31 protein-coding genes and 1 tRNA gene are annotated in these 24,084 nt (G+C 69.5%); 10 read left to right on the plus strand and 22 right to left on the minus strand.

The features are described 5' to 3' along the window. Both ABI214_RS07300 and ABI214_RS07305 read right to left on the minus strand, forming a co-directional pair. Complete coding sequence (locus ABI214_RS07300; protein ID WP_280762678.1) at positions 1 to 360, minus strand: GntR family transcriptional regulator; 360 nt, start codon at positions 358 to 360, stop codon at positions 1 to 3. 41 nt (positions 361 to 401) lie between these two features. Then, the gene (locus ABI214_RS07305) at positions 402 to 1,088 is read right to left on the minus strand and encodes an NAD(P)-binding oxidoreductase (protein WP_348608020.1); all 687 of its coding nucleotides are present in this window, start codon (positions 1,086 to 1,088) and stop codon (positions 402 to 404) included. A gap of 81 nt (positions 1,089 to 1,169) precedes the next feature. Between ABI214_RS07305 and arsC the strand changes: the two genes are divergently transcribed. Next, a complete protein-coding gene (gene arsC, locus ABI214_RS07310) occupies positions 1,170 to 1,526 on the plus strand; it encodes an arsenate reductase (glutaredoxin) (RefSeq protein ID WP_348611384.1) in 357 nt (118 codons plus the stop codon). Between the two features lie 8 nt (positions 1,527 to 1,534). On the opposite strand, the gene ABI214_RS07315 is transcribed toward arsC, so the two are convergent. Continuing rightward, entirely contained in the window at positions 1,535 to 2,761 is a 1,227-nt protein-coding gene (locus ABI214_RS07315; protein ID WP_348608023.1) for an arginine deiminase, read from the minus strand. An 87-nt stretch (positions 2,762 to 2,848) separates the two neighbouring features. Here ABI214_RS07315 and soxR point away from each other — a divergent pair, with 87 nt between their 5' ends. After that, the gene (gene soxR / locus ABI214_RS07320; RefSeq protein ID WP_348608025.1) at positions 2,849 to 3,310 is read left to right on the plus strand and encodes a redox-sensitive transcriptional activator SoxR; all 462 of its coding nucleotides are present in this window, start codon (positions 2,849 to 2,851) and stop codon (positions 3,308 to 3,310) included. An 8-nt stretch (positions 3,311 to 3,318) separates the two neighbouring features. On the opposite strand, the gene ABI214_RS07325 is transcribed toward soxR, so the two are convergent. The 3 genes from ABI214_RS07325 to ABI214_RS07335 are packed head-to-tail and all read right to left on the minus strand — an operon-like array spanning position 3,319 to position 5,685. Next, entirely contained in the window at positions 3,319 to 3,831 is a 513-nt protein-coding gene (locus tag ABI214_RS07325; RefSeq protein WP_348608028.1) for a DUF2505 domain-containing protein, read from the minus strand. Positions 3,832 to 3,853: 22 nt separating this feature from the next. Continuing rightward, the gene (locus ABI214_RS07330; protein WP_348608031.1) at positions 3,854 to 4,480 is read right to left on the minus strand and encodes a response regulator transcription factor; all 627 of its coding nucleotides are present in this window, start codon (positions 4,478 to 4,480) and stop codon (positions 3,854 to 3,856) included. Further along, positions 4,477 to 5,685, minus strand: coding sequence for a sensor histidine kinase (locus tag ABI214_RS07335; protein WP_348608034.1), 1,209 nt, complete (start codon positions 5,683 to 5,685; stop codon positions 4,477 to 4,479). Before ABI214_RS07335 ends, ABI214_RS07330 begins: the two co-directional genes overlap by 4 nt. Positions 5,686 to 5,813: 128 nt before the next feature. On the opposite strand from ABI214_RS07335, the gene ABI214_RS07340 reads away from it, so the two are divergent. Next, entirely contained in the window at positions 5,814 to 6,881 is a 1,068-nt protein-coding gene (locus tag ABI214_RS07340; RefSeq protein WP_348608037.1) for an ABC transporter permease, read from the plus strand. A gap of 30 nt (positions 6,882 to 6,911) precedes the next feature. Then, positions 6,912 to 7,619, plus strand: a complete 708-nt coding sequence (locus ABI214_RS07345) for an ABC transporter ATP-binding protein (RefSeq protein WP_348608040.1) — start codon at positions 6,912 to 6,914, stop codon at positions 7,617 to 7,619. On the opposite strand, the gene ABI214_RS07350 is transcribed toward ABI214_RS07345, so the two are convergent. Together ABI214_RS07350 and ABI214_RS07355 are read right to left on the minus strand one after the other, a co-directional pair. Continuing rightward, complete coding sequence (locus ABI214_RS07350; RefSeq protein ID WP_348608043.1) at positions 7,603 to 8,442, minus strand: SDR family oxidoreductase; 840 nt, start codon at positions 8,440 to 8,442, stop codon at positions 7,603 to 7,605. The genes ABI214_RS07345 and ABI214_RS07350 overlap by 17 nt on opposite strands. A gap of 128 nt (positions 8,443 to 8,570) precedes the next feature. After that, complete coding sequence (locus ABI214_RS07355; protein ID WP_164877481.1) at positions 8,571 to 8,714, minus strand: hypothetical protein; 144 nt, start codon at positions 8,712 to 8,714, stop codon at positions 8,571 to 8,573. Between the two features lie 233 nt (positions 8,715 to 8,947). On the opposite strand from ABI214_RS07355, the gene ABI214_RS07360 reads away from it, so the two are divergent. Beyond that, positions 8,948 to 9,364, plus strand: coding sequence for a helix-turn-helix domain-containing protein (locus tag ABI214_RS07360; RefSeq protein WP_348608046.1), 417 nt, complete (start codon positions 8,948 to 8,950; stop codon positions 9,362 to 9,364). 107 nt (positions 9,365 to 9,471) lie between these two features. Here the strand turns inward: ABI214_RS07360 and ABI214_RS07365 are convergent. Beyond that, positions 9,472 to 9,547 (minus strand) — tRNA-Ala (locus ABI214_RS07365). 163 nt (positions 9,548 to 9,710) lie between these two features. After that, the gene (sepX, locus tag ABI214_RS07370) at positions 9,711 to 10,532 is read right to left on the minus strand and encodes a divisome protein SepX/GlpR (protein ID WP_348608049.1); all 822 of its coding nucleotides are present in this window, start codon (positions 10,530 to 10,532) and stop codon (positions 9,711 to 9,713) included. Between the two features lie 468 nt (positions 10,533 to 11,000). Here sepX and ABI214_RS07375 point away from each other — a divergent pair, with 468 nt between their 5' ends. Then, positions 11,001 to 11,732 (plus strand): MspA family porin, encoded by a 732-nt coding sequence (locus ABI214_RS07375; protein WP_348608052.1) that lies wholly within the window; start codon positions 11,001 to 11,003, stop codon positions 11,730 to 11,732. 76 nt (positions 11,733 to 11,808) lie between these two features. On the opposite strand, the gene ABI214_RS07380 is transcribed toward ABI214_RS07375, so the two are convergent. From ABI214_RS07380 to ABI214_RS07390, 3 genes are read right to left on the minus strand one after another with little or no spacing between them, the layout of a single operon-like run. Next, on the minus strand, positions 11,809 to 12,444 hold the full coding sequence (locus ABI214_RS07380) for a GNAT family N-acetyltransferase (RefSeq protein WP_348608055.1): 636 nt from the start codon (positions 12,442 to 12,444) through the stop codon (positions 11,809 to 11,811). A gap of 7 nt (positions 12,445 to 12,451) precedes the next feature. Beyond that, the gene (gene glp, locus ABI214_RS07385; protein WP_348608058.1) at positions 12,452 to 13,711 is read right to left on the minus strand and encodes a molybdotransferase-like divisome protein Glp; all 1,260 of its coding nucleotides are present in this window, start codon (positions 13,709 to 13,711) and stop codon (positions 12,452 to 12,454) included. A 52-nt stretch (positions 13,712 to 13,763) separates the two neighbouring features. After that, a complete protein-coding gene (locus ABI214_RS07390) occupies positions 13,764 to 14,687 on the minus strand; it encodes a UTP--glucose-1-phosphate uridylyltransferase (protein WP_348608061.1) in 924 nt (307 codons plus the stop codon). Positions 14,688 to 14,747: 60 nt separating this feature from the next. Between ABI214_RS07390 and ABI214_RS07395 the strand changes: the two genes are divergently transcribed. From ABI214_RS07395 to mscL, 4 genes are all read left to right on the plus strand, one after another. Continuing rightward, positions 14,748 to 15,353, plus strand: a complete 606-nt coding sequence (locus ABI214_RS07395) for a 5-formyltetrahydrofolate cyclo-ligase (RefSeq protein WP_348608064.1) — start codon at positions 14,748 to 14,750, stop codon at positions 15,351 to 15,353. Between the two features lie 123 nt (positions 15,354 to 15,476). After that, on the plus strand, positions 15,477 to 15,767 hold the full coding sequence (locus ABI214_RS07400) for an FmdB family zinc ribbon protein (RefSeq protein WP_348608067.1): 291 nt from the start codon (positions 15,477 to 15,479) through the stop codon (positions 15,765 to 15,767). A gap of 102 nt (positions 15,768 to 15,869) precedes the next feature. Then, positions 15,870 to 16,574: an SAF domain-containing protein gene (locus tag ABI214_RS07405; protein ID WP_348608070.1), complete on the plus strand. Its 705-nt coding sequence runs from the start codon at positions 15,870 to 15,872 to the stop codon at positions 16,572 to 16,574. 39 nt (positions 16,575 to 16,613) lie between these two features. Beyond that, complete coding sequence (gene mscL, locus ABI214_RS07410) at positions 16,614 to 17,051, plus strand: large conductance mechanosensitive channel protein MscL (protein ID WP_348608073.1); 438 nt, start codon at positions 16,614 to 16,616, stop codon at positions 17,049 to 17,051. A gap of 93 nt (positions 17,052 to 17,144) precedes the next feature. Here the strand turns inward: mscL and ABI214_RS07415 are convergent, their stop codons facing one another. The 9 genes from ABI214_RS07415 to mrf form a co-directional block, all read right to left on the minus strand. Beyond that, positions 17,145 to 17,360: a hypothetical protein gene (locus tag ABI214_RS07415; protein ID WP_348608076.1), complete on the minus strand. Its 216-nt coding sequence runs from the start codon at positions 17,358 to 17,360 to the stop codon at positions 17,145 to 17,147. A gap of 16 nt (positions 17,361 to 17,376) precedes the next feature. Further along, positions 17,377 to 17,871 (minus strand): MogA/MoaB family molybdenum cofactor biosynthesis protein, encoded by a 495-nt coding sequence (locus ABI214_RS07420; RefSeq protein ID WP_348608079.1) that lies wholly within the window; start codon positions 17,869 to 17,871, stop codon positions 17,377 to 17,379. Between the two features lie 95 nt (positions 17,872 to 17,966). Continuing rightward, positions 17,967 to 19,373 carry a S1C family serine protease gene (locus ABI214_RS07425; RefSeq protein ID WP_348608082.1) on the minus strand — a complete coding sequence of 469 codons (1,407 nt, stop codon included), beginning with the start codon at positions 19,371 to 19,373 and terminating at the stop codon, positions 17,967 to 17,969. Positions 19,374 to 19,538: 165 nt separating this feature from the next. Next, on the minus strand, positions 19,539 to 21,002 hold the full coding sequence (locus ABI214_RS07430; RefSeq protein WP_408586131.1) for a HAMP domain-containing sensor histidine kinase: 1,464 nt from the start codon (positions 21,000 to 21,002) through the stop codon (positions 19,539 to 19,541). After that, a complete protein-coding gene (locus ABI214_RS07435) occupies positions 21,002 to 21,688 on the minus strand; it encodes a response regulator transcription factor (RefSeq protein WP_348608085.1) in 687 nt (228 codons plus the stop codon). The genes ABI214_RS07430 and ABI214_RS07435 overlap by 1 nt, the downstream gene beginning before the upstream one ends. 68 nt (positions 21,689 to 21,756) lie before the next feature. Next, entirely contained in the window at positions 21,757 to 22,368 is a 612-nt protein-coding gene (locus ABI214_RS07440; RefSeq protein ID WP_348608089.1) for a trimeric intracellular cation channel family protein, read from the minus strand. A gap of 33 nt (positions 22,369 to 22,401) precedes the next feature. Then, the gene (rpmF, locus tag ABI214_RS07445; protein WP_348608092.1) at positions 22,402 to 22,575 is read right to left on the minus strand and encodes a 50S ribosomal protein L32; all 174 of its coding nucleotides are present in this window, start codon (positions 22,573 to 22,575) and stop codon (positions 22,402 to 22,404) included. Between the two features lie 3 nt (positions 22,576 to 22,578). Further along, entirely contained in the window at positions 22,579 to 22,848 is a 270-nt protein-coding gene (locus ABI214_RS07450) for a type B 50S ribosomal protein L31 (protein ID WP_348608095.1), read from the minus strand. Then, positions 22,845 to 24,080, minus strand: a complete 1,236-nt coding sequence (mrf, locus tag ABI214_RS07455; protein ID WP_431357155.1) for a ribosome hibernation factor-recruiting GTPase MRF — start codon at positions 24,078 to 24,080, stop codon at positions 22,845 to 22,847. Before mrf ends, ABI214_RS07450 begins: the two co-directional genes overlap by 4 nt. Positions 24,081 to 24,084 lie beyond the last annotated feature (4 nt).

A 24,084-nucleotide genomic window follows, 5' to 3' on the forward strand; every position in this document is an offset into this window, starting at 1 on the left:
TCAGGCTCCCTTGAGCGCGGTCGCGACGAAGGCCGCCGCATCCTCGTCGGACATCCCCAGCCGACGAACCGTCGCCACGTACTCCGTCGCGGCCTGCTGCGCCTTCGTCCGCGTCGGGTCGCCGGAGGCCGCGACGAACGAACCGAGCCGGCCGCGAGTCTCGATCACCCCGAGCTGTTCGAGTTCGCGATACGTGCGCGCCACCGTGTTGGGCGCGATCCCCAGATCGGCGGCCAGCTTGCGCACGGTCGGGATCTTGGTGCCCGCGACCAGCTCCTCGTTGCGAACGAGTTCGAGGATGCGCACCCGCAACTGCTCGAACGGCGGCGTCGCAGCATCGTGGTCGATCTCGATCTCCACCGGCGTCCCCGTTTCGTCGTCCGCTGATCCGGCCCGTGAACTCACGGTAACGCGGCGACGGCGTCCTGGATCGGAATCGAGCCTTCCGTCAGCATCAATGTGCGGCCGACCGCCCGAGGCTTACCGCCGTCGTGACCGGATCGGAGCAGGGCCGCGATCACCGCCGCGACATCGGCGCGCGACACCGTGCCGCGCGCGAGCGGCGGCTCGGTCAGTGCCACCTCCCCGGTCGGGTCGTCGTCGGTGAGCCCGCCGGGCCGCACGATCGTCCAGTCCAGGCCGTCGCGCCCGCGCAGATCCTCCTCGGCCGCCGACTTGGCGACCAGGTACGCGGCGAACACCTCGTCGGTGCCCGGCGGAACGGGCTCGCCCGCGCCGAACGAGCTGACCTGCACGAACCGCCGAATCCCGGCCCGCTCGGCCGCGTCGGCCATGAGCACCGCCGCGCCGCGGTCGACGGTGTCCTTGCGGGCGACACCGCTCCCCGGGCCGGCTCCGGCCGCGAACACCACGGCATCGGCCCCGTGGAGCAGCTCCGCAACCTCGTCGACGGTGGCGTGTTCCAGATCCACGATCTGCGGAAGCGCGCCAAGCGCGCGCACCGGACCTTCGTGGTCAGGGTTGCGGATGAGTGCCACCGCCCGGTCCCCCGAGGCGGTGAGCTGCTTGATCAGTTGCCGGGCGATCTTGCCGTGCCCGCCGGCGATGACGACGCGTCGATCGGTCATGGTGTGCTCCTCACATTGGATCCGACATGACGTACCCGCTATCCGTCATTGTCCCCGTGCACAATGACTGACATGGCAGGCATGAACGACTCCGCGAAAACCGCAACGATCTATCACAACCCGCGCTGCAGCACATCGCGGAACACCCTGAAGCTCATCGAGGACGCCGGCATCGAGCCCACGGTCGTCAAGTACCTCGAGACGCCGCCGTCGCACGACGGACTGCGCAAGCTCCTCGACGACGCGGGTCTGCGCCCCAGCGAGGCGATCCGCAAGAAGGAGGCCCTCTTCAAGGAGCTCGGGCTCGCGACGGCGTCGGAGGATGAACTGCTCGACGCGATGGTCGCCAACCCGATCCTGATCGAACGCCCGATCGTGGTGACCGACCGTGGCACCGTCCTGGCACGCCCCTACGAGAAGGTGCGCGAGATCCTGTAGTTCGCCGGTCAGGCCAGCGGATCGCGGGCAAGTGGACACGACATGCACCGCGGTCCGCCCCGGCCGGACCCCAGCTCCGACCCGGAGATACGCAGCACCTCGATGCCCGACGCCTCCATCCGGGCGTTCGTCTCGACGTTGCGCTCGTAGGCCACCACGACACCCGGCGCCAGCGCGAGGGTGTTGTTGCCGTCGTCCCACTGCTCGCGTTCGGCGGTGACGTGGTCGAGTCCGGTGTCGATCACCCGGAGCTTGCCGATGCCCATCGCCGCCGCGGCCGCCTCGAGGAACGGCTCCGGCCCACCGATACATACGAGCCCGTCCTCACGTCGAATCGTGTACGCCGACAGGGTGTCCCGCACCGCCGGATACATCACCACGGCATCCGAGTCCACCATGGTCAGCACCGTGTCGAGATGCATCGACGCGCGTCGCTGCTCGATCGGCACCGCGAGCACCGTGTGCGCGAGACCGTCCTCGAAGACGCTGCGCGCCAACGCTTCCGCCCCCGCCGGCGTGGTCCGCTCCCCCACCCCCACCGCGATCACGCCGGGCGCGAGGAGGAGCACGTCGCCACCCTCGACCGGCGCCGTGTGCGACTCGTACGCCCGCCGCACCCCGCGGAATCGCGGATGGTGCGCGTAGATCAGGTCGGTCAGCGACGCCTCGCGCACCCGCGCCGGCAACGCGAGCGACGTGATCGCGACGCGGCCGCCGACCCAGAACGACGAATCCCGCGTGAAGAGCAGATTCGGCAGCGGGTCGATGACGAAGTCGCCGCCGTGGTGCATCAACCGCACCAGCGAGGGCGTCGCGGCACCCGTGCCGATCGGCAACTCGTCGAACGTCATCCCCGAGGTGAGAATCGTGGCCAGCTCGTCGGCCGGGACACCGCGCAGATGCGCGGCCAGATCCTGGGCGAGCGCGTGCCCGAGCTTGCGCGGGTCGACCGCAGCCGCGATGCCCTGCATGCGCGCCGCGCCGCTGGTCGTCAGGGTTTCGGTGAGCACGTCCGCCAACAGCAGCACCTCGACACCGTGGCGGCGCAGCACGTCGGCGAACGCGTCGTGCTCGTCCTGCGCACGGTCCACCCACGGCAGCCCGTCGAACAGGAGTTGATCGTTGTTGCGGGGTGTGAGACGCCGGAGCTCGTCGCCGGGGCGATGGAGCAGCACCGACCGCAACGTCCCCACCTCGGTGTCGACGCCGAGCCCGGAGGTCTCCCGCACGCTCATGCGTAAACGGTAGTCCCGCGCACGGCGGACGGCACCTCACAATCCTCGACTATTGTCGAGGTTGTCGGCTCGGGAAAGGCGGACACGGTGGACAAGCCGGACTGGAACACCAAGGAGCTCACCCCCGGACAACTGTCCGAGCGCAGCGGGGTGGCGGTGTCGGCGCTGCACTTCTACGAACGCGAGGGCCTGATCTCGAGCCGTCGCACCAGTGGCAACCAGCGCCGCTACAAGCGGGACGTCCTCCGCCGGGTCGCGTTCATCCGGCTGTCGCAGCGCGTCGGCATCCCGCTCGCCGAGATCCGCGACGCCCTCTCGACCCTGCCCGACGGCCGCACACCCACCCGCAACGACTGGGCGCGCCTGTCGAGTCGCTGGCACGCCGACCTCGACCAGCGCATCGAGCAATTGGTCCGGCTGCGCGACGACCTCACCAACTGCATCGGCTGCGGGTGCCTCTCGCTCGCAAGCTGCACGCTGGCCAACCCGCACGACGAGCTCGGCAGCGAGGGCCCGGGCGCCCGCGTCATCGACGTCGAGCTGGACTGACGTCGACGTCACGCCCCGTCGCCGTCGAGGCGGCGCTGCGCCTCGACGCGGTCCCGCTCCACCATCTGGGACACCATCTGCCGCGCCAGCAGTTCGATCTGCCCGCCGACCAGCGGGACGCGGACGGTGATCGTGCCACGCACGTCGAGCACCGACCCGGCTCCGTTGGGCCGCAGCGCGTACTCCCCGTCGATCGCGACGGGGATGCCGGTGGAGCGTCCGGTGACCCGCCCGGCCGCCCGGCCGTCGTCGACGGGCCGCCACGCGTCGGTCCGCTCCATCCGCATCTCGCCGCGAATCACCTTGCGCACCAATGCCGGAAAGCTGTCCGGGTCGACCGTTTCGGTCATCGTGACCGTCACGACCGGAAGTCCGTCGCCGTCCGCCTGCTCGCCGACGTGCACCGCCGCCCGCGATCCCGCCGGCACGCGCGAGCGCCAATAGTCCTCGTCGGTGAGCAGCGCGTGCACCCGTTCGACGGGATGATCGAACTCGGCCGAGAACTCGAAACGCTTCGGCATGCCGCCGACGGTACCGGACCGATCAGGTGATCAGGCCCCGTTCGCGAGCCGCCGCGACGGCCGCCGTGCGGCTGTCGACGCCGAGTTTCGTGAACGCGTGCACCAGATGTGACTTGACGGTGGCCTCGCTGACGAACAGCTGCTTCGCGATTGCCCGGTTGGACAGCCCTTGCGCCACGAGCCCGAGCACCTCGACCTCGCGCGCACTCAGGTCGGCGCGAGGCTGCTGCATCCGCCGGTACAGCCGCTGCGCCACGTCCGGATCGAGCACGGTCTCACCGCGCGCCGCGGCGAACACCGAATCGATCAGCACCTGCGGGGCGGTGTCCTTGAGCAGGTAGCCTGACGCGCCCGCCTCCACCGCCCGCAGGATGTCGGCATCGGTGTCGTACGTCGTGAGCACCACGACCCGTGGCGGCTCGGGCATCGCGGTGATCTGCGCGGTCGCACCGGCTCCGTCGATGCCGGCACCGAGCCGCAGATCCATCAGCACCACATCGGGTTTCGCGGTCGCCGCGAACGCCACCGCCTCCTCGCCCGACGACGCCTCGGCCACCACCTCGACCCCGTCGTGCGACGCCAGCAACGCGCGCAGCCCGGCGCGCACCACCGGATGGTCGTCGACGAGCAGGACCCGCACCGCGCTCACATCGGCCTCCCGACGGGAAGTGTTGCCGCAACGGCTGTTCCGTCACCGGGGGCGGACTCGACGACCAGCGTGCCGCCGAGTTCGGCGAGCCGATCCCGCATCGCGCGCAGGCCGAACCCGCCGGCCTCGCGCTGATCGAACCCGACACCGTCGTCGACGATGTCGAGGCGGACCTCGTCGCCGGCATAGCTCAGGGTCACCCGGACCCGCTGGGCCTGCGAGTGCAGACGCACGTTCGCGAGCGCGCTCTGCGCGACCCGCAGCAGGGCAACGTCGTAGTCCATCGAGAGTGCTGCCTGCGCGCCATCCGTGACCAGTTCGCTGGTGATGCCGGTCTGGTCGGACAGTTGGTCGAGCAGTCGGCGCAGCGCCGATTCGAGCGGCGCCGACTCGAGGTCGGCGGGCGCGAGCGCGGCCACCACCCGACGGGCCTCGACGAGATTCTGCTGCGCCGTGTCGGCGATCTGCGTGAAGATCGACCCGGTCTCGGTGCCGCGCAGACCCGCGCGAGCCAGCAGCAGAATCGACGAGAACCCCTGCGCGAGGGTGTCGTGGATGTCGCGGGCCAGCCGCGAACGCTCGGAGAGCGCACCGGATTCCCGTTGCAGCGCAACCAGTTCGTCCTGCGCCCCGAGTAGTTCACGATGAGCCTCGGTGAGCTCGTCGACCAACACCTGCCGCTCCCTCGCCTCGCGAACCAACTGCTCGTACACCATCGCCATGCCGGCGGCGACCGCCGCTCCGATCAGCGGCCCCAGGATGGACGCCATCGTGTTGGACACACCGTGCCACAGGCTCGCCCCGATCGACACCGCCGTCAGCGCCGCCGTCGCGCCGAGCGCCTGCGGGATCGACAGCAGATGGAAACACAGGAAGAACAGCGCGAACGAGAGCCACACGAAGTCGGGGTTCGAGGCCACCAGCACCAGCCAGCCGAGAACGAGGATCGCGAGCCACACCCGCCCCGACGCCTTGTCCGCCTTGCCGCCGCCCCGACCGCGCTCGACGAAGAAGACGCCGCACACGTACCACCCGAGTTCGGCGACCGCGAGCGCCACGATCCACCAGCCATGGAGACCCAGCGAGGCGATGACACGTCCGACGCCGACCGCGAGCAGGATCACGAACAGGAGGTGCGCGCCGATCCGCATGGCGCGCAGCACCGGGGCGACACCGCCCGGGTGGTAAGCGTCAGAGGTCTGCATTTCACTCACGCTAACACCGTCGACGCAGCGTACGCCGCCTCGGACGGCCATCTCCAACTTTCGATGGACCGAGGATGTCAACCGATGTGCGATGCCCCGACCCCTCACTCCACGCGAAGGTGGATGACATGTTCCTCAGTATTCGAGATCTCCGCTTCGCCAAGGGCCGATTCGCTCTCATGAGCTCGGCCTTGTTCCTGATCTCCCTGATGGTCGTCATGCTGTCGGGGCTGACCGCGGGACTGGGTAACCAGTCGATCGCCGCCGTGCAGCACCTCGGCGCGGACAACTTTGCGTTCGGCGAGCCCGCCGAGGGTCAGTCGCTGTCGTTCGGTGAGTCGACCGTCACCGAACAGCAGCGTGACGCCCTGGCCGCGACCGCCGGTGTCGACGAGGCCGCCATCATCGGGATCGCACCGGTCCGGATCAGCACGGACGGCCGGGAAGTGGCCGCGTCGGCGTTCGGTGTGGACGGCCACTCCTTCGCCGCCCCCGTCCCTCTCGACGCCGGGTCGGCCGCAGTCGACGGCGACCTCGCGAAGGACAACGGATGGGACGTCGGCAGCCGAATCACCATCGGCACACAGACGTTCACCATCACCTCGCTCGTGAACGACTCCTTGTACAGCCACCAGCCGGTGGTGTGGATCGACCACGAGATGTGGACGCAGCTGCCGTCCGCCGGCGGCAGCGACGGCACCGTGATCGCGCTGCGCACGTCGGGCGGATTCGACGTCGACGGCGCCGCCGCGGCCACCAACACGTCGATCACCGACGAGAAGGGCGCCCTCAACGCGATCGGCTCCTACACGTCCGAGCGCGGGTCGCTGCTGCTCATGCAGGTGATGCTGATGACCGTCAGCGCCCTGGTGGTCGGCGCGTTCTTCACCGTCTGGACCATCCAGCGCAGCCAGGACCTCGCGGTCCTCAAGGCCGTCGGCGCGTCGACGAAGTACCTGCTCAAGGACGCCCTCGGCCAGTCGCTGATCGTTCTCGTGATCGGCGCCGGCCTCGGCACCCTCGCCGCGGTGGGACTGGGCGCGATCGCGTCGCAGTTCGTGCCTTTCATGCTGACGCTGTCCAGCACGGTCGTCCCGTTCGTCGCGCTGATCGTCATGGGCATGGTGGGCGCCACCGCCGCCCTGGCCCGCATCGTCTCGATCGACCCGCAGGCTGCGCTCGCAACCGCCCGCTGAACCGGCAGACCACTTCCGAAAGGACACCCCATGAGCATCGACCTCCGCGACATCGTTCTCACCTACCCCGACGGCGACACCCGAATGCGCGCCCTCGACGACGTCAGCCTCCACGTGGACCGCGGCGAACTGGTCGCCGTCACCGGCCCGTCCGGTTCGGGCAAGTCGAGCCTCCTCGCCGTCGCGGGACTGCTGACCTCGCCCGACTCCGGCACCGTGACGATCGACGGGACCGACGTCACCGGCCTCGACCGCGCGGCCCGCACCGACGTGCGGCGCGAGAAGCTCGGCTTCGTGTTCCAGCAGTCGAACCTGCTGCCGTCCCTCACCGCTACCGAGCAACTGCAGATGATCACCCACCTGAACGGCGGGTCGGTCCGGGAGAGCCGCCAGCGCGCCCGGGACCTGCTGAGCAGCCTCGGGCTGGAGGGCCAGCTGGACCGACGCCCGAACCAGCTCTCCGGCGGACAGCGTCAGCGGGTCGCGATCGCCCGATCGCTCGTGAACGATCCCGCGGTGCTGCTCGTCGACGAGCCGACGTCGGCGCTCGACGAGGAACGCAGCCGGGAGATCGTCGCGCTGCTGGCCGACCTGAGCCGCGAACGCTCCGTCGCGACGGTCATGGTGACCCACGACCTGAGCCAGCTCGACCTCGTCGACGCGGCATACGAGATGCACAGCGGGCGACTGCGGCCCAGGGCGACGGCTCCCGCCGCGGCGGCTACAGGAGCTTACTGAACTGGTCGTTGGCCTTCTGCATGACGAACTCGTACGGCGGGGCGAACTTGCGGGCCCACCAGTAGCCGAACCGGACGTCGGAGGACGTGTACACCAGGAAGCGGTTCTTCTCGATGCCGGTGAGGATGCAGGCGGCCACCTTCTCGGGCGTGACCGCACGCTTCTCGAACCGACGGGTGAGCTTCTCGACCCGCGGATCGGAACGGTCCACCCCGGCGATCTGCACGGTGCCCACGAGTGGCGTGCGGACTCCGCCGGGGACGACGAGGCTCACCCCGATGCCGTGGCGCTTGAGGTCGAACCGCAGCACCTCGGACATCCCGCGCAACCCGAACTTGCTGGCGCTGTACGCGGCGTGCCAGGGCAGCGCCAACAGGCCGGCCGCCGAGGACACGTTCACGAGGTGCCCGCCCCGTCCGGCGGCGATCATCGGCGGAACGAAGCGCTCGATGACGTGGATCGGTCCCATCAGGTTGACGTCGACCATCGACTTCCAGTGCCGGTGCTCGAGATTCTCGACGGTGCCCCAGGCGGAGATTCCGGCGACGTTCATCACGATGTCGAGGCTGCCGAACTGGTCGTGGATCTCGTCCGCGAAGGCGGTGACCGCCTCGAAATCGGAGATGTCGAGGGCCCGGGAGAAACTGACGGTGCCGCCGGCCCCGCCGACGAGGGCGGTCGTCTCCGCCAATCCGACCTCGTTGACATCGGTCAGGAACAGGTGGGCGCCGCGGGCCGCAGCGGCGATCGCGGTGGCCCTGCCGATCCCACTGGCCGCCCCGGTGATCAGGCACTTCTTACCGTCGAGCGTCTTGATCGCCATCGCGTGCAGTCCCCCACCTTCGCCGATCCGTTCGGTCCGTGTCGGCAGTGTACGTGGCGCAGGCCACTTTCCGCGGTCGACAACTTCCGGCGCCGAGTAACTACGGCGCCGGAAGTGTGGGACGAGTTCTACAGGCGCTGCGTCATCTCGTCCTGGTAGTCGCGGATGGTCTTCTCGATCCCATCCGCGTCCTCGGGACGACCGTGGCTGCGCGCGTCGTCCGCCCGCTCGCGCAGCACGCGAATCGCCCTGCGCAATTCGTTGTCGCTCATTCTGCGGTCCATGAGTCCCAGTTTCCCCGCGGGCACTCGCATTTTCCAGGTTCCGGCGACACCGGACCGACATCGTTACCCACAATCACGGCATCGAGCTATCACGAGGTTATTCACACGCCAAGGCCCCGTTCCACCGTCTCGAACGGGGCGAGGAAACCGTCTTCCGAACGGTCGACCAATCACCCTTAACGAGCTACCCGCCGGTTATTCCCGGTGCTACTATTTTCGCGATGTCTGACTTCGCCGCACGGCTCAACAAGCTCTTCGATACCGTCCATCCCCCCGGCCGGAAGCCGCACACGAACGCTGAGGTGGCGAACGCCCTCATCGCCGACGGCCACCGGATATCGAAGCCGTACATCTCGCAGCTGCGTTCGGGGCAGCGGTCCAATCCGTCGGACGAGACCGTCGCGGCCTTCGCGAAGTTCTTCAAGGTGAAGCCGGCGTACTTCTTCAACGACATCTACGCCGCGAAGGTCGACCACGACCTCGAGTTGCTGGCCCAACTACAGGGCTACGGGCTCCGCAGGCTCGCTACCCGCGCATTCGACCTGTCCGAGGAATCACAGGCCCTGTTGACGACGCTCGCGGAAAAGCTGCGGGCCGCGGAAGGGCTCCCGGAGATCCCACCGGACGCATCCCGGTGATCCTCTTCAGCTGATCGGCGGCGTCGTTCCACAGACGACGATGCCGCCCGGACGCCTGCACACAGCAAGAAACCCTGCTCACCGATCTCGGCGAGCAGGGTTTCTGCTGGTGGAGCTGAGGGGAATCGAACCCCTGACCTCTTCGATGCGAACGAAGCGCGCTACCAACTGCGCCACAGCCCCGAACCACGGTCCCGCTTTCGCTGACCGCTCGAAAACTGTAACAGGACATGACCCCGGACAACGAATCGCCTGGTCAGACAACCGCCTCCGCACAAAAAGGAGGCGCCCGATCACCGTGGTGATCGGGCGCCCAGCGCTCAACGTGCCTCAGCAGCTCGAGACGTCACATTCCCGACGCCCGCCGCATCCCATCGTCGCGGTAGCCGTCGTAGCCGCGCCCGTCGCCGTACTCCTCGGCCTCGAGGTCGTAGTGCTCAAGGTGGTCGAACGCCGGGTCCCCGTCGTCGACCTCGAGCACCACGGCTCCGGGTCGACGGAGCCGCGACGGCACGAGCCGCAGCTCCTCGTCGGTGTCGGACTCGACGCCCAGCCGGGAACGGCCGAGTCGCGCCGTCCGCCGACGACGGATCTCCTGCTCGAGGTTGACCTGGCGGCGCAGGTACGCCATGTAGCCCACCAGTCCGCATGCCGCGAGCGCGAACGCCCACCACAGGACGGCGCTGACGGCGACCGCGAGCGCCGCCGTGAGAATCGCGGCGAACACGAGCCCGAGCACGGTGCGCTGCCGGACCTGATACCGGGCCGCCCGGGCCAGCGCATCGGCCTCAGGGTCGAATCCACCACGACCGCGCCGATTCGGAACGAATTCCCGCGCGGAACCGCGCTCGCGGTCGATCTCGTCATCCATCATTTCGGAGTCGGCGTGAACATCCATTCGGTCCTCCGAGTCTGTGCCGTACATGTCGTCGTCGCCGTGTGTGTCGCTGCTCTGCGAAGTCGGCCCGTGATGCCAGTTCGGATCACTGCGATGTCCCGCCGCGGGACCACGCGCCGGCCGATCCGCGCCTCCTCGGAACAGCACTCGAGTGGCGAGCGCCGCATCCGTCGTCTGCCGGATTCGAGGCCGCTTGCTCACAAGCATCGGAACAAGGACGAACAGCCAGACGGCAACCAGCGCGATCCAGATGATCGAGGAACTCGGCATACCGGCGACCTCCTCCCATTCGTCTACCAGCACTGATGACGCCCTTGACCCGTTCAGGGTAGTGCCATCGGCCGCCTCATCCTCGCAGACGCGCCGACTCAGCTTTCGCAGGTGTCACACCCGTCACTCGATTATCGCCCCTCGAGAACGAAATTGCAGCCTCGAGATTCACGGGCGGCGTCCATCGGCCCGCCCCGACCGACCGGCGGGCGGATCGCACCCCGACCGACGCGCCCGGGGCGATTCCGGCGATTCGCCCGAAACCAAAAATGACAAAATTCGCGACCGAATCCGAATTGTTAGCATTCGTTTATCAAATTTATGAAAACTAGTCGCCAAAATCTTACGCGCCAGTGATGGAGCACCAATACTGCAACCGGGACGTCCCCGTGCGGGAGCCGTCACAACACAGCCCGAGGCCGGTTTGTACCGGTCGCGAACAAACGAAGACGAGGAATTCCCATGCTCGTGAATCACCAGTCTTTCCTTCGCCGCAAGCTCGCACGCTCCGGTACGGCCGTCCTCGCCGGAGCCGCGGCCCTCGTGCTGACGGTTTCCGTCGGTTCGGCCGGCGCCGATGTCATGTCCCAGCAGGACACGTCGGCCCACACCGTCAGCTTCGACGGCTGGGACCTCCACATCGACCAGACCGGCCAATCCATCAACAGCGTTCCGCCGCTGTCCGGAAACCAGTTCACCCGCGACCTCTTCGCAAGCGGGCGCTCACTGGCGACGATCAGCGGCAACGGCGGCGCCCCGATCACCGGTGGCGTGCTCGAGGTCGGATACCAGATCGGCTACCAGGCCGACGTCTCCAACGGCGCCGTGATCACCGGTACCGCGGGCGTCACGCCGAGCGGGCTCTACATCCCCGAACAGGCGGAGACCGTGCACATCAGCACTGACCCCAACATCCCGCCGGTCGTCGATTTCTTCAACGGTCAGGCACTCGAGTTGGGCGTCGAGTCGCCGCTCGCGGGGAACCTCTCGACCCAGGTCGCGCCGGGCACCATCGCGACGGTTCCCGTGCAGAAGAAGGAGTGCAAGTCCACCCAGTGCGCGATCACCCTCCGTGACGTCCACCTCCAGGTCAACCACGCGATGGGTTCGGTGTCGGTGCGCTCGTACGCGCTGTTCACCGCGTCCACGGATGTCGCCGACGACGTCGTCGTCAGCTACGGACCGCCGGTCATCGTCTGAGACCTGTGCAGCGGCCTCGCCGGTAGTCGGGCACCGGCGGGGCCGTTTCGCGCGTCGACACCTCGACCGGGCCGAACTACGCCCAGTCGGCACGCCCCTCGCGCACCAACCGATCGGACACCGAACCCGGCACCTCCTCGACCGTCATCGCCACCAGCAGATGATCCCGCCACTGGCCGTCGACGTCGAGATACCGGCGCAGCAGTCCCTCCTCGCGGAACCCCGCATGTCGGAGCACCGCCTGGCTCGCCACGTTCTCCGGCCGCACGGTGGCCTCCACCCGGTGCAGCCGCATCGGCCCGAAGCAGTGGTCCAACCCGAGCCCGAGCGCCGCGGTCGCGACGCCCTGCCCGCCGACCTCCTTGGCGACCCAGTAGCCGATCCACGCCGAGGACAGCGCCCCGCGCACGATGTTGCCGACCGTGATCTGGCCGCAGAAGTTGCCGTCCAGTTCGATGGCCATCGGCAGCATCCGCCCCTTCCGGGCCTCCGAACGCAGGCTCGAGCACAGTCCCGGCCACGCCGTGATGTGGTGCCGGTCCGCCCACGACGCCTGCCCGGTCGGCTCCCACGGCTCGAGGTGTGCCTGGTTCTCGATACGCAGCCGGCTCCACACGGCGGCGTCCCGCAGTCGGATGGGCCGCAGCGTCACTCGCCCCGCCGCGACGCGCAGCGGACCGATCCGGGCGGGCCACCCCGGGTGTACCGACATCGAGCGCTCAGCCCCGCTGCGCAAGGAACGCGACTTCCACCTGTTCGCCGGCACGGATCTCGGTGACGTCCGGCTCGACGAGAACCAGACAGTTGGCCTCGGCCAGCGTCGCGAGCAGATGCGACGACGCGCCCGGCGCACCGCCGAGCGCCTGGACGAGGTACTCCCCTGTCGACTCGTCGCGCATCAGCTGACCGCGCAGGAAACCCTTGCGGTTCGCGATGGACGTTATCGGCGTGACCGTCCGCGCGGTGACGATCCTGCGCATCGGCTGGCGGCGCCCCAGCGCGATACGGATGAGCGGCCGGACCATGACCTCGAACACCACGAGGGCGCTCACCGGGTTGGACGGCAGCAGGAACGTCGGTACCTCGTCCCGTCCGAGCTGCCCGAAGCCCTGTACCGAACCCGGATGCATCGCCACGCGCTCCACCTCGAGGTTCCCGAGGTCGGCCAGCGCATCGCGGACCTCGTCGGAGGCGCCACCGCCGACGGCTCCCGCGATCACGACGATCTCCGAGCGGATCAGCTGGCCCTCGACCACCTCGCGCAGGCGCCGCGGATCCATCGTCGCGATGCCGACCCGATTGACGTCGGCGCCTGCGTCACGTGCCGCGGCCGCGAGCGCGTAGGAGTTGACGTCGTAGACCTGCCCCGGGCCGGGGGTCCGGTCGACGTCGACGAGTTCGCCGCCGACGGAGATGACCGACAGTCGCGGACGGGGGTGCACGAGCACCTTGTCCCGGCCGACCGCGGCGAGCAGTCCCACCTGCGCGGCACCGATGATCGTGCCGGCCCGCACGGCGACATCACCCGGCTGGACGTCGTCGCCGGCGCGGCGGACGTAGTCGCCGGACCGGACCGGCTTGTAGACCTTGACGCGGGCGTGCCCGCCGTCCGTGCGGTCCATCGGCAGTACCGCGTCCGCCAACGTCGGCAACGGCGCACCGGTGTCGACCCGCACTGCCTGACGCGGCTGCAGCCGAATCGGCTGCCGCGAGCCCGCCGTGACCTCGCCGACGACCGGCAGGGTCAGCTCGGTGGGCTCGCCGTCCTCACCGCGGATATCGGTACCCGCGGCGAGGACGTCGACGCTGCGCACGGCGTATCCGTCGATCGCGGCCTGGTCGAAGCCCGGCAGGGGCCGTTCGGTCACCACTTCTTCGGCGCACAGCAATCCCTGTGCCTCGGAGATCGCGACCCGGACGGGCCGCGGCGCGACCGCGGCAGCAGTGACTCTCGACTGCTGCTCCTCAACCGAGCGCATGTGGTTCCTCGTCCTCCCGACCCTGTCGACCCGACCCTGTACCTACCGGCGACTACTCGCCGGACGGCTCCTGGAGACGGTCGGTCAGCCACTCACGCAGAGACGGGCCGTACTCCTCGCTGTTCAACGCAAAGTCAACCGCAGCGCGCAGGTAGCCGCCGGGATTTCCCAGATCGTGTCGAGTTCCGCGATGGACGACGACGTGAACCGGGTGACCCTCCTCGATCAGCAGGGCGATCGCGTCGGTGAGCTGAAGCTCACCACCGGCACCCGGGGTGATCCGGCGCAGCGCGTCGAAGATCGCCCGGTCGAGCAGGTAGCGGCCCGCTGCCGCGAAGGTCGACGGCGCGTCCTCCATGGCCGGCTTCTCGACCATGCCGGTGACCTTGAGAACGTCCGGGTTGGTCGTGTCCGGCACGGTCTCGACCTCGAACACGCCGTAGGCGCTGACCTGGTCCTTCGGCACGTCGATCGCGCACAGGACGGTGCCACCACGCTTGGCCCGCACGCGGGCCATCGTCTCGAGCACGCCGCGCGGCATGACGAGGTCGTCGGGCAGGAGTACGGCGATCACGTCCTCGTCGTTGTCGAGCACCGCCTCGGCGCAGCCGACCGCGTGGCCGAGGCCCAGCGGCTGTTCCTGCACGACGGACTCCACCTCGAGCAGCCCGGGGGCCTTTCGCACCTTCTCCAGAAGGTGGTACTTGCCACTGGCTTCGAGCTTGCTCTCGAGGACGAGGTCTTCGACGAAGTGGGCGACGACGCCGTCCTTGCCCGGTGAGGTCACGATGACCAGACGGCTTGCCCCCGAGTCGGCCGCCTCTCCCGCCACCAATTCGATACCGGGGGTGTCGACCACCGGGAGTAACTCCTTCGGCACGGTCTTCGTCGCAGGTAGGAACCGGGTTCCCATACCTGCAGCGGGAACGACCGCCGTCCGAAAGCACCTGTTGTCATTGGTGACGGCTTCTGTCATAACTCACCACCCTATCCACCGGCCCCCGCGGCCGGTCGGAGCGATCCTATGGTTGCGATCATGAATGTGCCGACCAAAGCGGAATGGCGGACCCGTGTGCTAGGGGAACGCCGGGCGGTCCCACCCGAGACCAGGCGGGCAGAAGCCGAGTCGCTGGTCGAGTTCGTCACATCGGTCACAGCGGTCACGGCGGACCCGGAAGTTGCCACCACGGTGTGCGCGTACGTCCCCGTCGGTAGCGAGCCCGGCTCGCTGGAGATGCTCGACGCGCTGCGCGACGCGGGCCGCCGGGTCCTGCTGCCGATCACCGGTGAGCCCGGCCCGCTCGAGTGGGCCGAGTTCACCGGACGGGACGACCTCGTCGCGGCCGGCTACGGGCTGCGCGAGCCGAGCGGTCCGGTACTGCCGTCGACCGAGGTCGCGGCCGCAACCGTGGTGCTCGTGCCGGCGCTGGCCGTCGACCGACACGGGGTCCGGCTGGGCCGGGGCGCCGGCTTCTACGACCGCACGCTGGGGATGGCGCGACCCGACGCGATGCTCGTGGCTGTCGTCCGCGACAGCGAACTGGTGCCGCAGTTGCCGGGTGATCCACACGACGTGGCGATGACCCATGCCCTCACGCCCGGCCGCGGGCTGGTGCGTCTGGGGGCGGGCGATCCGGAGTAGATCCGGAGTAATCGGCAGGTCCGCTCGCTGCCGTCGGAATAGTCGGCTGGTTCGCGCTGTTGGCACTGTCGACTGTAGAGTGCCAACACCTGCGGTTTGACTACACAATGCGGAGGAACCCCAGTGCCCACCTATTCGTACGCCTGCACCGAATGCGACAACCGGTTCGACATCGTGCAGTCGTTCACCGACGACACCCTGACCGTCTGCCCGGAGTGCTCCGGCAAGCTCCGCAAGCTGTTCAACTCGGTCGGCATCGTCTTCAAGGGCAGCGGCTTCTACCGCACGGACAGCCGCGGCGGTTCGAGCACCGCGAGCGAACCGGCGAAGAAGAGCGACTCCTCGTCCAGCACGTCGAGCTCGTCGACCTCCAGCTCGTCGTCGAGCGCCTCTGCCCCCGCGGCCGCCAGCTAGTCCGCCGCAGGTTCTCCACAGCCCGCCGTTCATCCACAGGCGGGCTGCGAACCACGGTTCCGACGGGTTCCGGCCTCCACTCCCGGGCCTAGCGTTCCCGTCATGCCTCTCAATCTGTTCCGTCGCCGCGAAACCGACCGCAGCGGATCACTCGCGCCGACGATCGGCGACCGACTCGGTCGGCTGGCACGCCCCGGCTGGGCCCGCACCGACACGGCACGGCGGATCGCCGCGGCGACACTCGTCGCCGCGGCCTTCGTGCTGTTCGTCCGCGACCAGCGCGACGACGTCGGTGAGCCGGTGGTCGTCGCTGCGCGCGATCTGACGCCCGGTCACGTCGTGACCGCCGACGACGTCCGCACCGTCGCCCGTTCACGCGCCGACCTCCCCGACGCCGCGGTGGCCGACCCCGGTGCGGCGGTCGGGCGCACCGTGTCCTCCCCCGTCCGCGGCGGGGAGATCCTCACCGATGTCCGCCTGCTCGGGCCGCGCCTCGCGGAGGCTGCCGCCGGATCCGCCGACGCCCGCGTGGTGCCCGTCCGCCTGTCCGACGCCGGGCTCGCGAAGTTCATCCGCGAGGGCGACCGGGTGGACGTCCTCACCGTCGATGCGGCGCACGACGCCGGCACGTCCCGACCGGCCGCGGCGACCGTCCTGGCGTCCGCCGCGACGGTGGTCCTGGTGGCACCGGACCAACCGTCGGGAGCACGACGGGACCAGGTCGTGATGCTCGCCCTCCCCGCTCCCCAGGCGAGTGTGGTCGCGGCGGCATCGCTCACCGACGCGATCACCGTGACGCTGCACTAACCTCGCCTCGGTCGGGATATACACACAGAGGGACATCACATGCTCAAGGGCTTCAAGGACTTCCTGCTCCGCGGGAGCGTCCTGGATCTCGCGGTCGCGGTCGTCGTCGGCGCCGCGTTCACCGCGATCGTGACCGCGTTCACCAGCAACATCGTCAATCCGCTCGTGGCGGCCGTCGGCGGCTCCAAGGAGTACGGGTTGGGTTTCCACATCATCGCCGGAAACGAGGCGACGTACGTCAACCTCGGCGCCGTAATCACCGCGGTCATCAATTTCGTCATCATCGCCGCGGTCGTCTACTTCGTGCTCATCGTGCCGGCGAACGCCGTCAAGGCCCGCTTCGCGACCGAGGAAGAAGACACGAAGGCGAGTGAGGCCGATCTGCTCATCCAGATCCGCGACATCCTGGCGGAGGGCCGCATCGGCGAGGCGGCCGGGGACTCGCAGGACGGAAAGCACACCCGGATTCTCGATTAGCCGCTCGATCCAGAACGAGGAAGGAGCCCATCCGATCGGATTCGGATGGGCTCCTTCGCCGTTGTCGTCTCGCTGTCGGGGGCGGAGCGCCGGTCAGCCGTGGTGCGGCGGCACCTGCCGCCGTAGCCAGTCGTCCTGGCCGCCGTCCGAGGAGGACGCACCGTCCCTGGAGCGTTCGTCGGAGGTCTGCTCCGGCAGAACGGTTCCGAAGATGGCGTCCAGTCGGGCTCGATCGATGCGGGCCCGCCTTGAAGCCGCGGACGACCGGCTCTCTGCCGACGAGCCGGTGTCCGTCTGTTCCTCCGACATGTCTGTTCGTGCCGTCCTACTCGTCGATGCTCGACAGCTGGCCGATGACGTGGCTCGCCAACGGCGTCAGCGTCGCCATGCCGTCGCGCACCGCGGCCCGCGACGACGCGAGGTTGACCACGAGGGTGCTGCCCGAGATCCCGACGAGCCCCCGCGAGATGACGGCGTCGACCGCGCCGGCCGCGAGGCCCGAGGACCGCAGTGCCTCGCTGATTCCCGGCAGCTCCCGATCGAGCACCTCGGCGGTGGCGTCCGGCGTCACGTCGCGCGGCGAGACCCCGGTGCCGCCGACGGAGATCACCAGATCGACGCCACCGATCACCGCGGTGTTGAGCGCGTTGCGGATCTCCACCTCGTCGGCGGTGACCGCGACCGTCGCGTCCACCAGGAATCCTGCCTCGGTGAGCAGTTCGGTCACGAGCGGTCCGGTCGAGTCGACGTTACCGTGTGCGGTTCGGTCATCGACGATCACGACGAGCGCACGTCCGGCGAGCGGTGCTTCGAGTTCCATGGTCCCTACCGTAGTGGCAGCCCCCGGCAGCCCGCCCGACACCGTCGGGAGCGGCCTGAGAATCCGTGCCGGGGGCCGTCGGTGACCAGATTCCATCAACGACCGCCCTGGGTCTGGGTTCCGAGCTGGACGTCGACGGTCTTGCTGTTGCCCGCGGAGTCCTTGTACGTCACCTTCACGGTGTCGCCCGGGGCGTGGGACCGGATGGCCGCGATCAACGAGTCACCGGTCGTGACGACCCGGTCGTCGACCTTGGTGACGACAACGCCCTTGGGGATACCGGCCTTGTCGGCCGGGCCTCCGGGCGTGACGTCGACGATCGGCGCGCCGCCCGTGGATTCCTTGGCCGACACCTGCACGCCGATGATCGCCTGCGTGGCCTTGCCGGTCTTGACGAGTTCGTCGGCGACCCGTCGGGCCTGGTCGACCGGGATCGCGAAGCCGAGACCGATCGATCCGCCCTGACCGCCGGCGGTCGCGATCGCGGTGTTGATGCCGATGAGCTGGCCGTTCATGTTCACCAGCGCGCCACCCGAGTTGCCGGGGTTGATCGCGGCATCGGTCTGGATCGCGTCGATGACGGTGTTCTGGTTTCCGGACTCACCGCTGGTCGACACCGGCCGGTCGAGCGCCGAGACGATGCCCGACGTGACGGTGCCGGCGAGGCCGAGCGGCGAGCCGATCGCGACGACCTGCTCGCCCACCTGCACACCATCGGAGTTGCCCAGCTCGATCGGGGTCAGGTCCGTCTTGCCCTGGACCTTGATGACCGCGATGTCGGACGTCGGGTCCGTCCCCACCAGGGTTGCGGGCGCCGTGGAGCCGTCCGCGAACGCGACCATCAGCTTGCCGTCGGGCCCGCCGCCGGAGACCACGTGGTTGTTGGTCATGATCAGGCCGTCAGACGAGAGAATCACGCCGGATCCCTCGCCCTCGCCCCGGCTGCCGGCGACCTGGATCTGCACGACGCTCGGCACGACCTTGGCCGCGACCGACTGCACGGAGCCCTCCGGCGCGTTCGAGGCCGGGCTGGTGCTCGCTTTGGGGGCGTCGAGCGCGTTCGACACCGGGGCGTTGCTCCCGCTGTTCGACGACGTCGCCAGCGAGCCGACGGCACCGCCGATACCACCGCTGACCAGGGCCAGGGCGATGGCGCCGGCGACGAGCGTGGTCCGTCCCACCCGTCGCGGCGGGGTGGTGACCGGCGCACCCGTCGTCGGCAGGGTCCCCGTCGTTCCGACGCCGGGGAACTGCTCGGTCGGCTGGTATCCCGCCTGGTAGCCGGGCTGGGTGTAGCCCTGGTCGTGCTGGCCCGCAGCACCCGGGTAGCCGGGGGTCTGCGGCTGGTAACGCCACGGATCCTGCGGCACGGACTGGTGTCCGGGCGCCTGATACGGAGTGCCCTGCGCGGGAGTGCCCTGCTGGGGATTGCCCTGCTGGGGATTGCCGTGCTGCGGAGCCCCCTGATCGGGGCCACCGTTGGGGTTACGGTCGTCGGTCATCGCACCGCCTTCGTTCGTGACCGCCTTGGTGGGCGGCTCTGGTCCGGTCGTTGACTTCAGATTGCCGGGTACGGCTGAGAGGCCGCTGAGACGCCGCTTTCAATTTCCCGTGTCATTGCTGCGAATACCACCTCGCTCACACACCGGACGGCCGGACGGGCCGGATCAGCGGATGTCGGCGTCCGGTTCGCCCGGCAGCACGATGCGGATGCGGGCGCCGCCGCGATCGGACGTCTCGACTGCGATCGTGCCGCCGTGCTTGACGACCACCTGCCGGACGATCGCCAGGCCCAGTCCCGATCCGGGCATCGACCGCGATGCGGTGGCACGGTAGAACCGCTCGAAGACCAGCTCCCGCTCCTCGATCGGGATGCCGGGGCCGGCGTCGTCGACGGTGAGCTCGAGCAACCGGTCCCCGATCTGCCGCATGGTGACGTCGACGCGCTCGCCGGACGGGCTCCACTTCGCCGCGTTGTCGAGGACGTTGAGCACCGCACGGGACAGCCCGGCCTGGTCCCCGTAGACGAACCACGGCGTGGTGACGGCCTCGAAGTCGATCTCGTTGCGCCGCCGTCGGGCCTTCTCCAGCGACCGCTCCACGACCTCACGCAGGTCGACGAGTTCGAAGATCGTCTCCGGCGCGTCCTCGCGGGCGAGGTCCACGAGATCGCCGACGAGGGTGGACAGCTCCTCGATCTGCGCCATGACGTCCGCGCGGAGTTCGGCCATGTCCTGGTCCGGGATGTGCGGTGCCCCCGGGCGACTCGACGCGATCAGCAGCTCCATGTTGGTGCGCAGCGACGTCAGCGGGGTGCGGAGCTCGTGGCCGGCGTCGGCGACGAGCCGCCCCTGCCGCGCCCGCGACTCGGCCAACGCGCGCAGCATCGTGTTGAAACTCACTGTCAGCCGGGCCAGTTCGTCGTTGCCGGTGACCGGGATCGGCGTGAGGTCGTCGGTGCGGGCGACGCGTTCGGTCGCCGCTGTGAGTCTTCCGATCGGTCTCAGACCGGTCCGGCCGACGGTCGTTCCGGCGGCCGCCGCCAGCACGACGCCGCAGCCGCCGACGACGAACAGCACCCACGCGAGGCGGTCGAGGACGTCCTTGGTGGGCTGTAGCCGCTGCGCGATCACCAGGGTGCTGCCGTCGCGCGTGCGCTCGGCCAACACTCGGTTGCCCTCCACGGTCCGCAGCGAGAAGTCACCCTGGCCGCGCGCCACCGCCAGTTCGGGCGGACCGATCGGCACGACCGATCCCGGCGGGATGTACTTGTTCAGGTCCGGGAAGATCAGCGCCACGCTGATGTCGCTCGTGTACAGCGTCGCGCCCGCGACGTACCGCGGGTCGAACGTGATGAGGTCGTTGTCGACGATCGCCGACGCGCGCGACTGCAACTGCTTGTCGACGTCGGCGTACAGGGCGCGCGACACCACCGCGTAGGCGGCGACGGCCATGACGGCCACCGCGATGGCGACGACCGACGCCGCGAGCAGCGTCACACGCCACCGCAGCGACACCGACCGGGTGAGCGGCATCGGCGGCCGCATCTCGTGCCGGGGTGGTGGCATCGGGCCGTTCGGCGTCTGCTGGCCGTGGGGCCCGGCACCCGCCCGGCCGAAGGGGGTGACCATCACGGAGGAGTCTCCCGCAGGACGTAGCCGACTCCGCGGACCGTGTGGATCAGCCGGGGCTCGCCGTCGGCCTCGGTCTTGCGGCGCAGGTAGCCCACGTACACCTCGAGCGCGTTGCCAGACGTCGGGAAGTCGTAGCCCCACACCTCCTCGAGGATCCGGCTGCGCGAGAGCACCCGGCGCGGGTTCGCCATCAGCATCTCGAGCAGCGCGAACTCGGTGCGGGTGAGACTGATCGAGCGGCCGCCCCGGGTCACCTCGCGGGTGACCGGGTCGAGCGTCAGATCCTCGAACTTCATCGACTCCGAGTCGTCCCCGGCTGCGGGTGTCGCGCGGCGCAGTAGTGCGCGCAGTCGCGCCAACAGTTCTTCGAGTGCGAACGGCTTGGGCAGGTAGTCGTCGGCGCCGGCGTCGAGTCCGGCCACCCGCTCGGACACCGAATCACGCGCCGTGAGAACGAGAATGGGGAGGTCGTCGCCCGTGCTGCGGAGCCGACGGCACACCTCGAGCCCGTCGAGGCGCGGCATCATGACGTCGAGCACCAGCGCGTCCGGGCGTGATGCGGCCACCTTCTCGAGCGCATCTACTCCGTCGACGGCGAGATCGACGTTGTAGCCGTTGAAGCTGAGGGACCGCCGAAGCGACTCGCGGACCGCCCGGTCGTCGTCGACCACCAAAATGCGCATGCCGACATTTTGGCCTGAGCGACTGAGATCCCGCTGAGAGGTCCCGCGGAACACACCCGCGTGTCGGCTCAGTCGAGGGGTATCCGGGGGCCCGGCAGGCTCCAGCGCCGCCACATCGCGACCAGTCGGAACGTCGTCGCAACGACCGTTCCGAGCACCAGGACCGCGTTGTAGGACATGCCCACCGATGTCCCCGCCACGACCAGCGTGGCCCCCAGCAGCGCCGGAATCGCGTACAGGTCGCGGTGCAGCAGCAGCGGGACCTCGTTGACCAGCACGTCGCGCAGAATGCCGCCGCCGATCGCGGCGGTGGCCCCGATCAGGGCCGACGCGAGCGGGCCCGCGCCGGCCTCGACCGCGATCGTCGCGCCCGTGCTCGCGAACAAGCCCATGCCGAGGGCGTCGAGCACGAGGATCTCGCGCCGCAGCTTCCCCAGCGCGGAGTGCACGAAGAACACGATCGCCGATGTCGCCGCCGCCGTCCCGAACAGCGGCCAGCTGGTCAGCGACGTCGGCGGATGGATCCCGAGCAGCAGGTCACGGACGATGCCTCCGCCGATGCCGGTGAACACGCCGACGACCACCACCCCGAAGATGTCGAAGCGCTTGCTCACTCCCACCAGGGCTCCCGATGCGGCGAACGCCACGATGCCCACCAGCTCGAGGATCTTCAGCAACACGCGGACAGGGTCGCACGGCCCCGCCGGTTGCGATCACAGACGCCCCGGGTCCACCACTCCGAGTTGGACGGCGCGAACCAGCCGCCGGGGGACGCGGAACGTCTGCCCGTCGACGCTGACGGTCACCAGGTCGGGAACGGCCGCCTTCCACTGCGACCGCCTGCTGCGGGTGTTGGCGCGGGACATGCGCCGCTTGGGTACCGCCATCGCTCAGCCCTCCTCGGATGCGCGACGCACGCGGCGGCCGTACCTGCGCTCGAACTTCTCGACGCGGCCCATGGTGTCGACGATGCGGTCCGCGCCCGTCCAGAACGGGTGGGATGTGCTGGTGACGTCGACGACCACGAGCGGGTAGCGGTGGCCGTCCTCCCATTCCACGCTGCGCTCGCTGCGGGCCGTGGACCGTGTGAGGAAGGCGGTGCCGGTGTTCGCGTCCTGGAACACCACCGGCCGGTAGTCGGGGTGGATGCCTTGTTTCACGATGTCGCTTCTCCGTTCTTCTCGAGTGCGCCCAGAGCGGTCGGGGCGCACGGGTCGGCGTGGAACTCGCCGAACGGGTCGTCCCACGTGGGCCACGACTCCTCTTCGGCGAGTTCACGTTCGGTGAGCAGCGCCCAGTCGAGCGCCGAGGTGACGGCAGTGGGGTCGGCGTCGTGGACGAGGACGACGATCGAGGTGCCCCGGTCGCCGAACCGCTCGTCCCAGCCGAGGGCGGCGAGCGCCCGCCGTTCGGGGTCGACGTCGCACCGTTCGTCGTCGTCCATGTCGGCGAGCCAGCGGTCGGCCGCGGCGACCCGCAGTCCCCCGCCCGCCGATTCGAGCCACAGCGCGACGTCGGAGCGGGTGGCGAGCCAGAGCCGGCCGCGCGCGGTGACGACGCCGTCGAGCAGGACGTCGATCGCCTCGTGCAACCGTCCCGGGTGGAACGGTCGCCGCGCGGTGAATTCGACGAGCGCGACGCCGGCGTCGGCGTCGAGGGGCGGACGCCCCCGGAGCAGCGGCGAGTGGGCGCCGTCGACCCGGCCGCGGCGGGCGTCGGCACCGATGCGCGTCAGCAGCGCGGGACCGTCGGGCACGGCGGTGGTCGGCGCACCGGGCGCGAGTCGCGCGAGCACCGCCGAGGTCTTGTACGTCAGCCAGGTGTCGGCGCCCCGCTCGTCGACGACGAGCGCATCGGCGAACGCCGCCTGACCGACCGCCACCTGGGCGACGGTCCGGTCGTCGTCTAGGTCCTCGTCGCCGGTCACCGCCTCCCACCACGCGTGAGTGTCGAGGCACGCCACCACTGCTTCGACGCGGACGTCGCGGCTCGCGGGCCCGTCGAGCTGCCCGACGACGCCCACCACCGGGACGTTCTCCACGGCCCAACAGACCGCTTCCGGCTCGAGCACCGGGTCGAGCTCGAGGACGATGCGGCCGACCGAGCTGCGCGCATGCAACTTCCGCAGCAGCGGCAGGAGGTCGTAACGCAGCGTGCACGACACGCACCCGTGCGCCAGTTCGAGGATCTCCGTGGTCACCTGCGGCGCGGCCACCGACCCCGTCGTGACGGTCCGGCGAAGCACGCCTTGGCCGAGTTCGTCGAGATGGTGACGGACCACGACCGTGCGGGTGTCACCGTCGCCCAGGAACGACTGCGCGGTCTCGTGGACCGGCCCGCTCCATCCGCTCACCACGATCAGCGGGGTGCGGCCGTCCGGCTTCGCAGCCACAATC

It is taken from the genome of Prescottella soli (assembly GCF_040024445.1).
Taxonomy (GTDB): domain Bacteria; phylum Actinomycetota; class Actinomycetes; order Mycobacteriales; family Mycobacteriaceae; genus Prescottella; species Prescottella soli.

What these genes read in the sequence shown, in the direction of transcription:
- ABI214_RS07360 (WP_348608046.1), top strand. Translation starts at nt 8,948, where the DNA reads ATGTCTGACTTCGCCGCACGGCTCAACAAGCTCTTCGATACCGTCCAT.
- ABI214_RS07355 (WP_164877481.1), bottom strand. Translation starts at nt 8,714, where the DNA reads ATGAGCGACAACGAATTGCGCAGGGCGATTCGCGTGCTGCGCGAGCGG.
- ABI214_RS07390 (WP_348608061.1), bottom strand. Translation starts at nt 14,687, where the DNA reads ATGACAGAAGCCGTCACCAATGACAACAGGTGCTTTCGGACGGCGGTC.
- rpmF (WP_348608092.1), bottom strand. Translation starts at nt 22,575, where the DNA reads ATGGCGGTACCCAAGCGGCGCATGTCCCGCGCCAACACCCGCAGCAGG.
- ABI214_RS07435 (WP_348608085.1), bottom strand. Translation starts at nt 21,688, where the DNA reads ATGCGCATTTTGGTGGTCGACGACGACCGGGCGGTCCGCGAGTCGCTT.
- ABI214_RS07380 (WP_348608055.1), bottom strand. Translation starts at nt 12,444, where the DNA reads ATGTCGGTACACCCGGGGTGGCCCGCCCGGATCGGTCCGCTGCGCGTC.
- ABI214_RS07425 (WP_348608082.1), bottom strand. Translation starts at nt 19,373, where the DNA reads ATGACCGACGACCGTAACCCCAACGGTGGCCCCGATCAGGGGGCTCCG.
- ABI214_RS07430 (WP_408586131.1), bottom strand. Translation starts at nt 21,002, where the DNA reads ATGGTCACCCCCTTCGGCCGGGCGGGTGCCGGGCCCCACGGCCAGCAG.
- ABI214_RS07335 (WP_348608034.1), bottom strand. Translation starts at nt 5,685, where the DNA reads ATGCAGACCTCTGACGCTTACCACCCGGGCGGTGTCGCCCCGGTGCTG.
- ABI214_RS07405 (WP_348608070.1), top strand. Translation starts at nt 15,870, where the DNA reads ATGCCTCTCAATCTGTTCCGTCGCCGCGAAACCGACCGCAGCGGATCA.
- ABI214_RS07340 (WP_348608037.1), top strand. Translation starts at nt 5,814, where the DNA reads ATGTTCCTCAGTATTCGAGATCTCCGCTTCGCCAAGGGCCGATTCGCT.
- arsC (WP_348611384.1), top strand. Translation starts at nt 1,170, where the DNA reads ATGAACGACTCCGCGAAAACCGCAACGATCTATCACAACCCGCGCTGC.
- sepX (WP_348608049.1), bottom strand. Translation starts at nt 10,532, where the DNA reads ATGCCGAGTTCCTCGATCATCTGGATCGCGCTGGTTGCCGTCTGGCTG.
- ABI214_RS07415 (WP_348608076.1), bottom strand. Translation starts at nt 17,360, where the DNA reads ATGTCGGAGGAACAGACGGACACCGGCTCGTCGGCAGAGAGCCGGTCG.
- ABI214_RS07305 (WP_348608020.1), bottom strand. Translation starts at nt 1,088, where the DNA reads ATGACCGATCGACGCGTCGTCATCGCCGGCGGGCACGGCAAGATCGCC.
- glp (WP_348608058.1), bottom strand. Translation starts at nt 13,711, where the DNA reads ATGCGCTCGGTTGAGGAGCAGCAGTCGAGAGTCACTGCTGCCGCGGTC.
- ABI214_RS07420 (WP_348608079.1), bottom strand. Translation starts at nt 17,871, where the DNA reads ATGGAACTCGAAGCACCGCTCGCCGGACGTGCGCTCGTCGTGATCGTC.
- ABI214_RS07350 (WP_348608043.1), bottom strand. Translation starts at nt 8,442, where the DNA reads ATGGCGATCAAGACGCTCGACGGTAAGAAGTGCCTGATCACCGGGGCG.
- ABI214_RS07345 (WP_348608040.1), top strand. Translation starts at nt 6,912, where the DNA reads ATGAGCATCGACCTCCGCGACATCGTTCTCACCTACCCCGACGGCGAC.
- ABI214_RS07315 (WP_348608023.1), bottom strand. Translation starts at nt 2,761, where the DNA reads ATGAGCGTGCGGGAGACCTCCGGGCTCGGCGTCGACACCGAGGTGGGG.
- ABI214_RS07395 (WP_348608064.1), top strand. Translation starts at nt 14,748, where the DNA reads ATGAATGTGCCGACCAAAGCGGAATGGCGGACCCGTGTGCTAGGGGAA.
- ABI214_RS07325 (WP_348608028.1), bottom strand. Translation starts at nt 3,831, where the DNA reads ATGCCGAAGCGTTTCGAGTTCTCGGCCGAGTTCGATCATCCCGTCGAA.
- mscL (WP_348608073.1), top strand. Translation starts at nt 16,614, where the DNA reads ATGCTCAAGGGCTTCAAGGACTTCCTGCTCCGCGGGAGCGTCCTGGAT.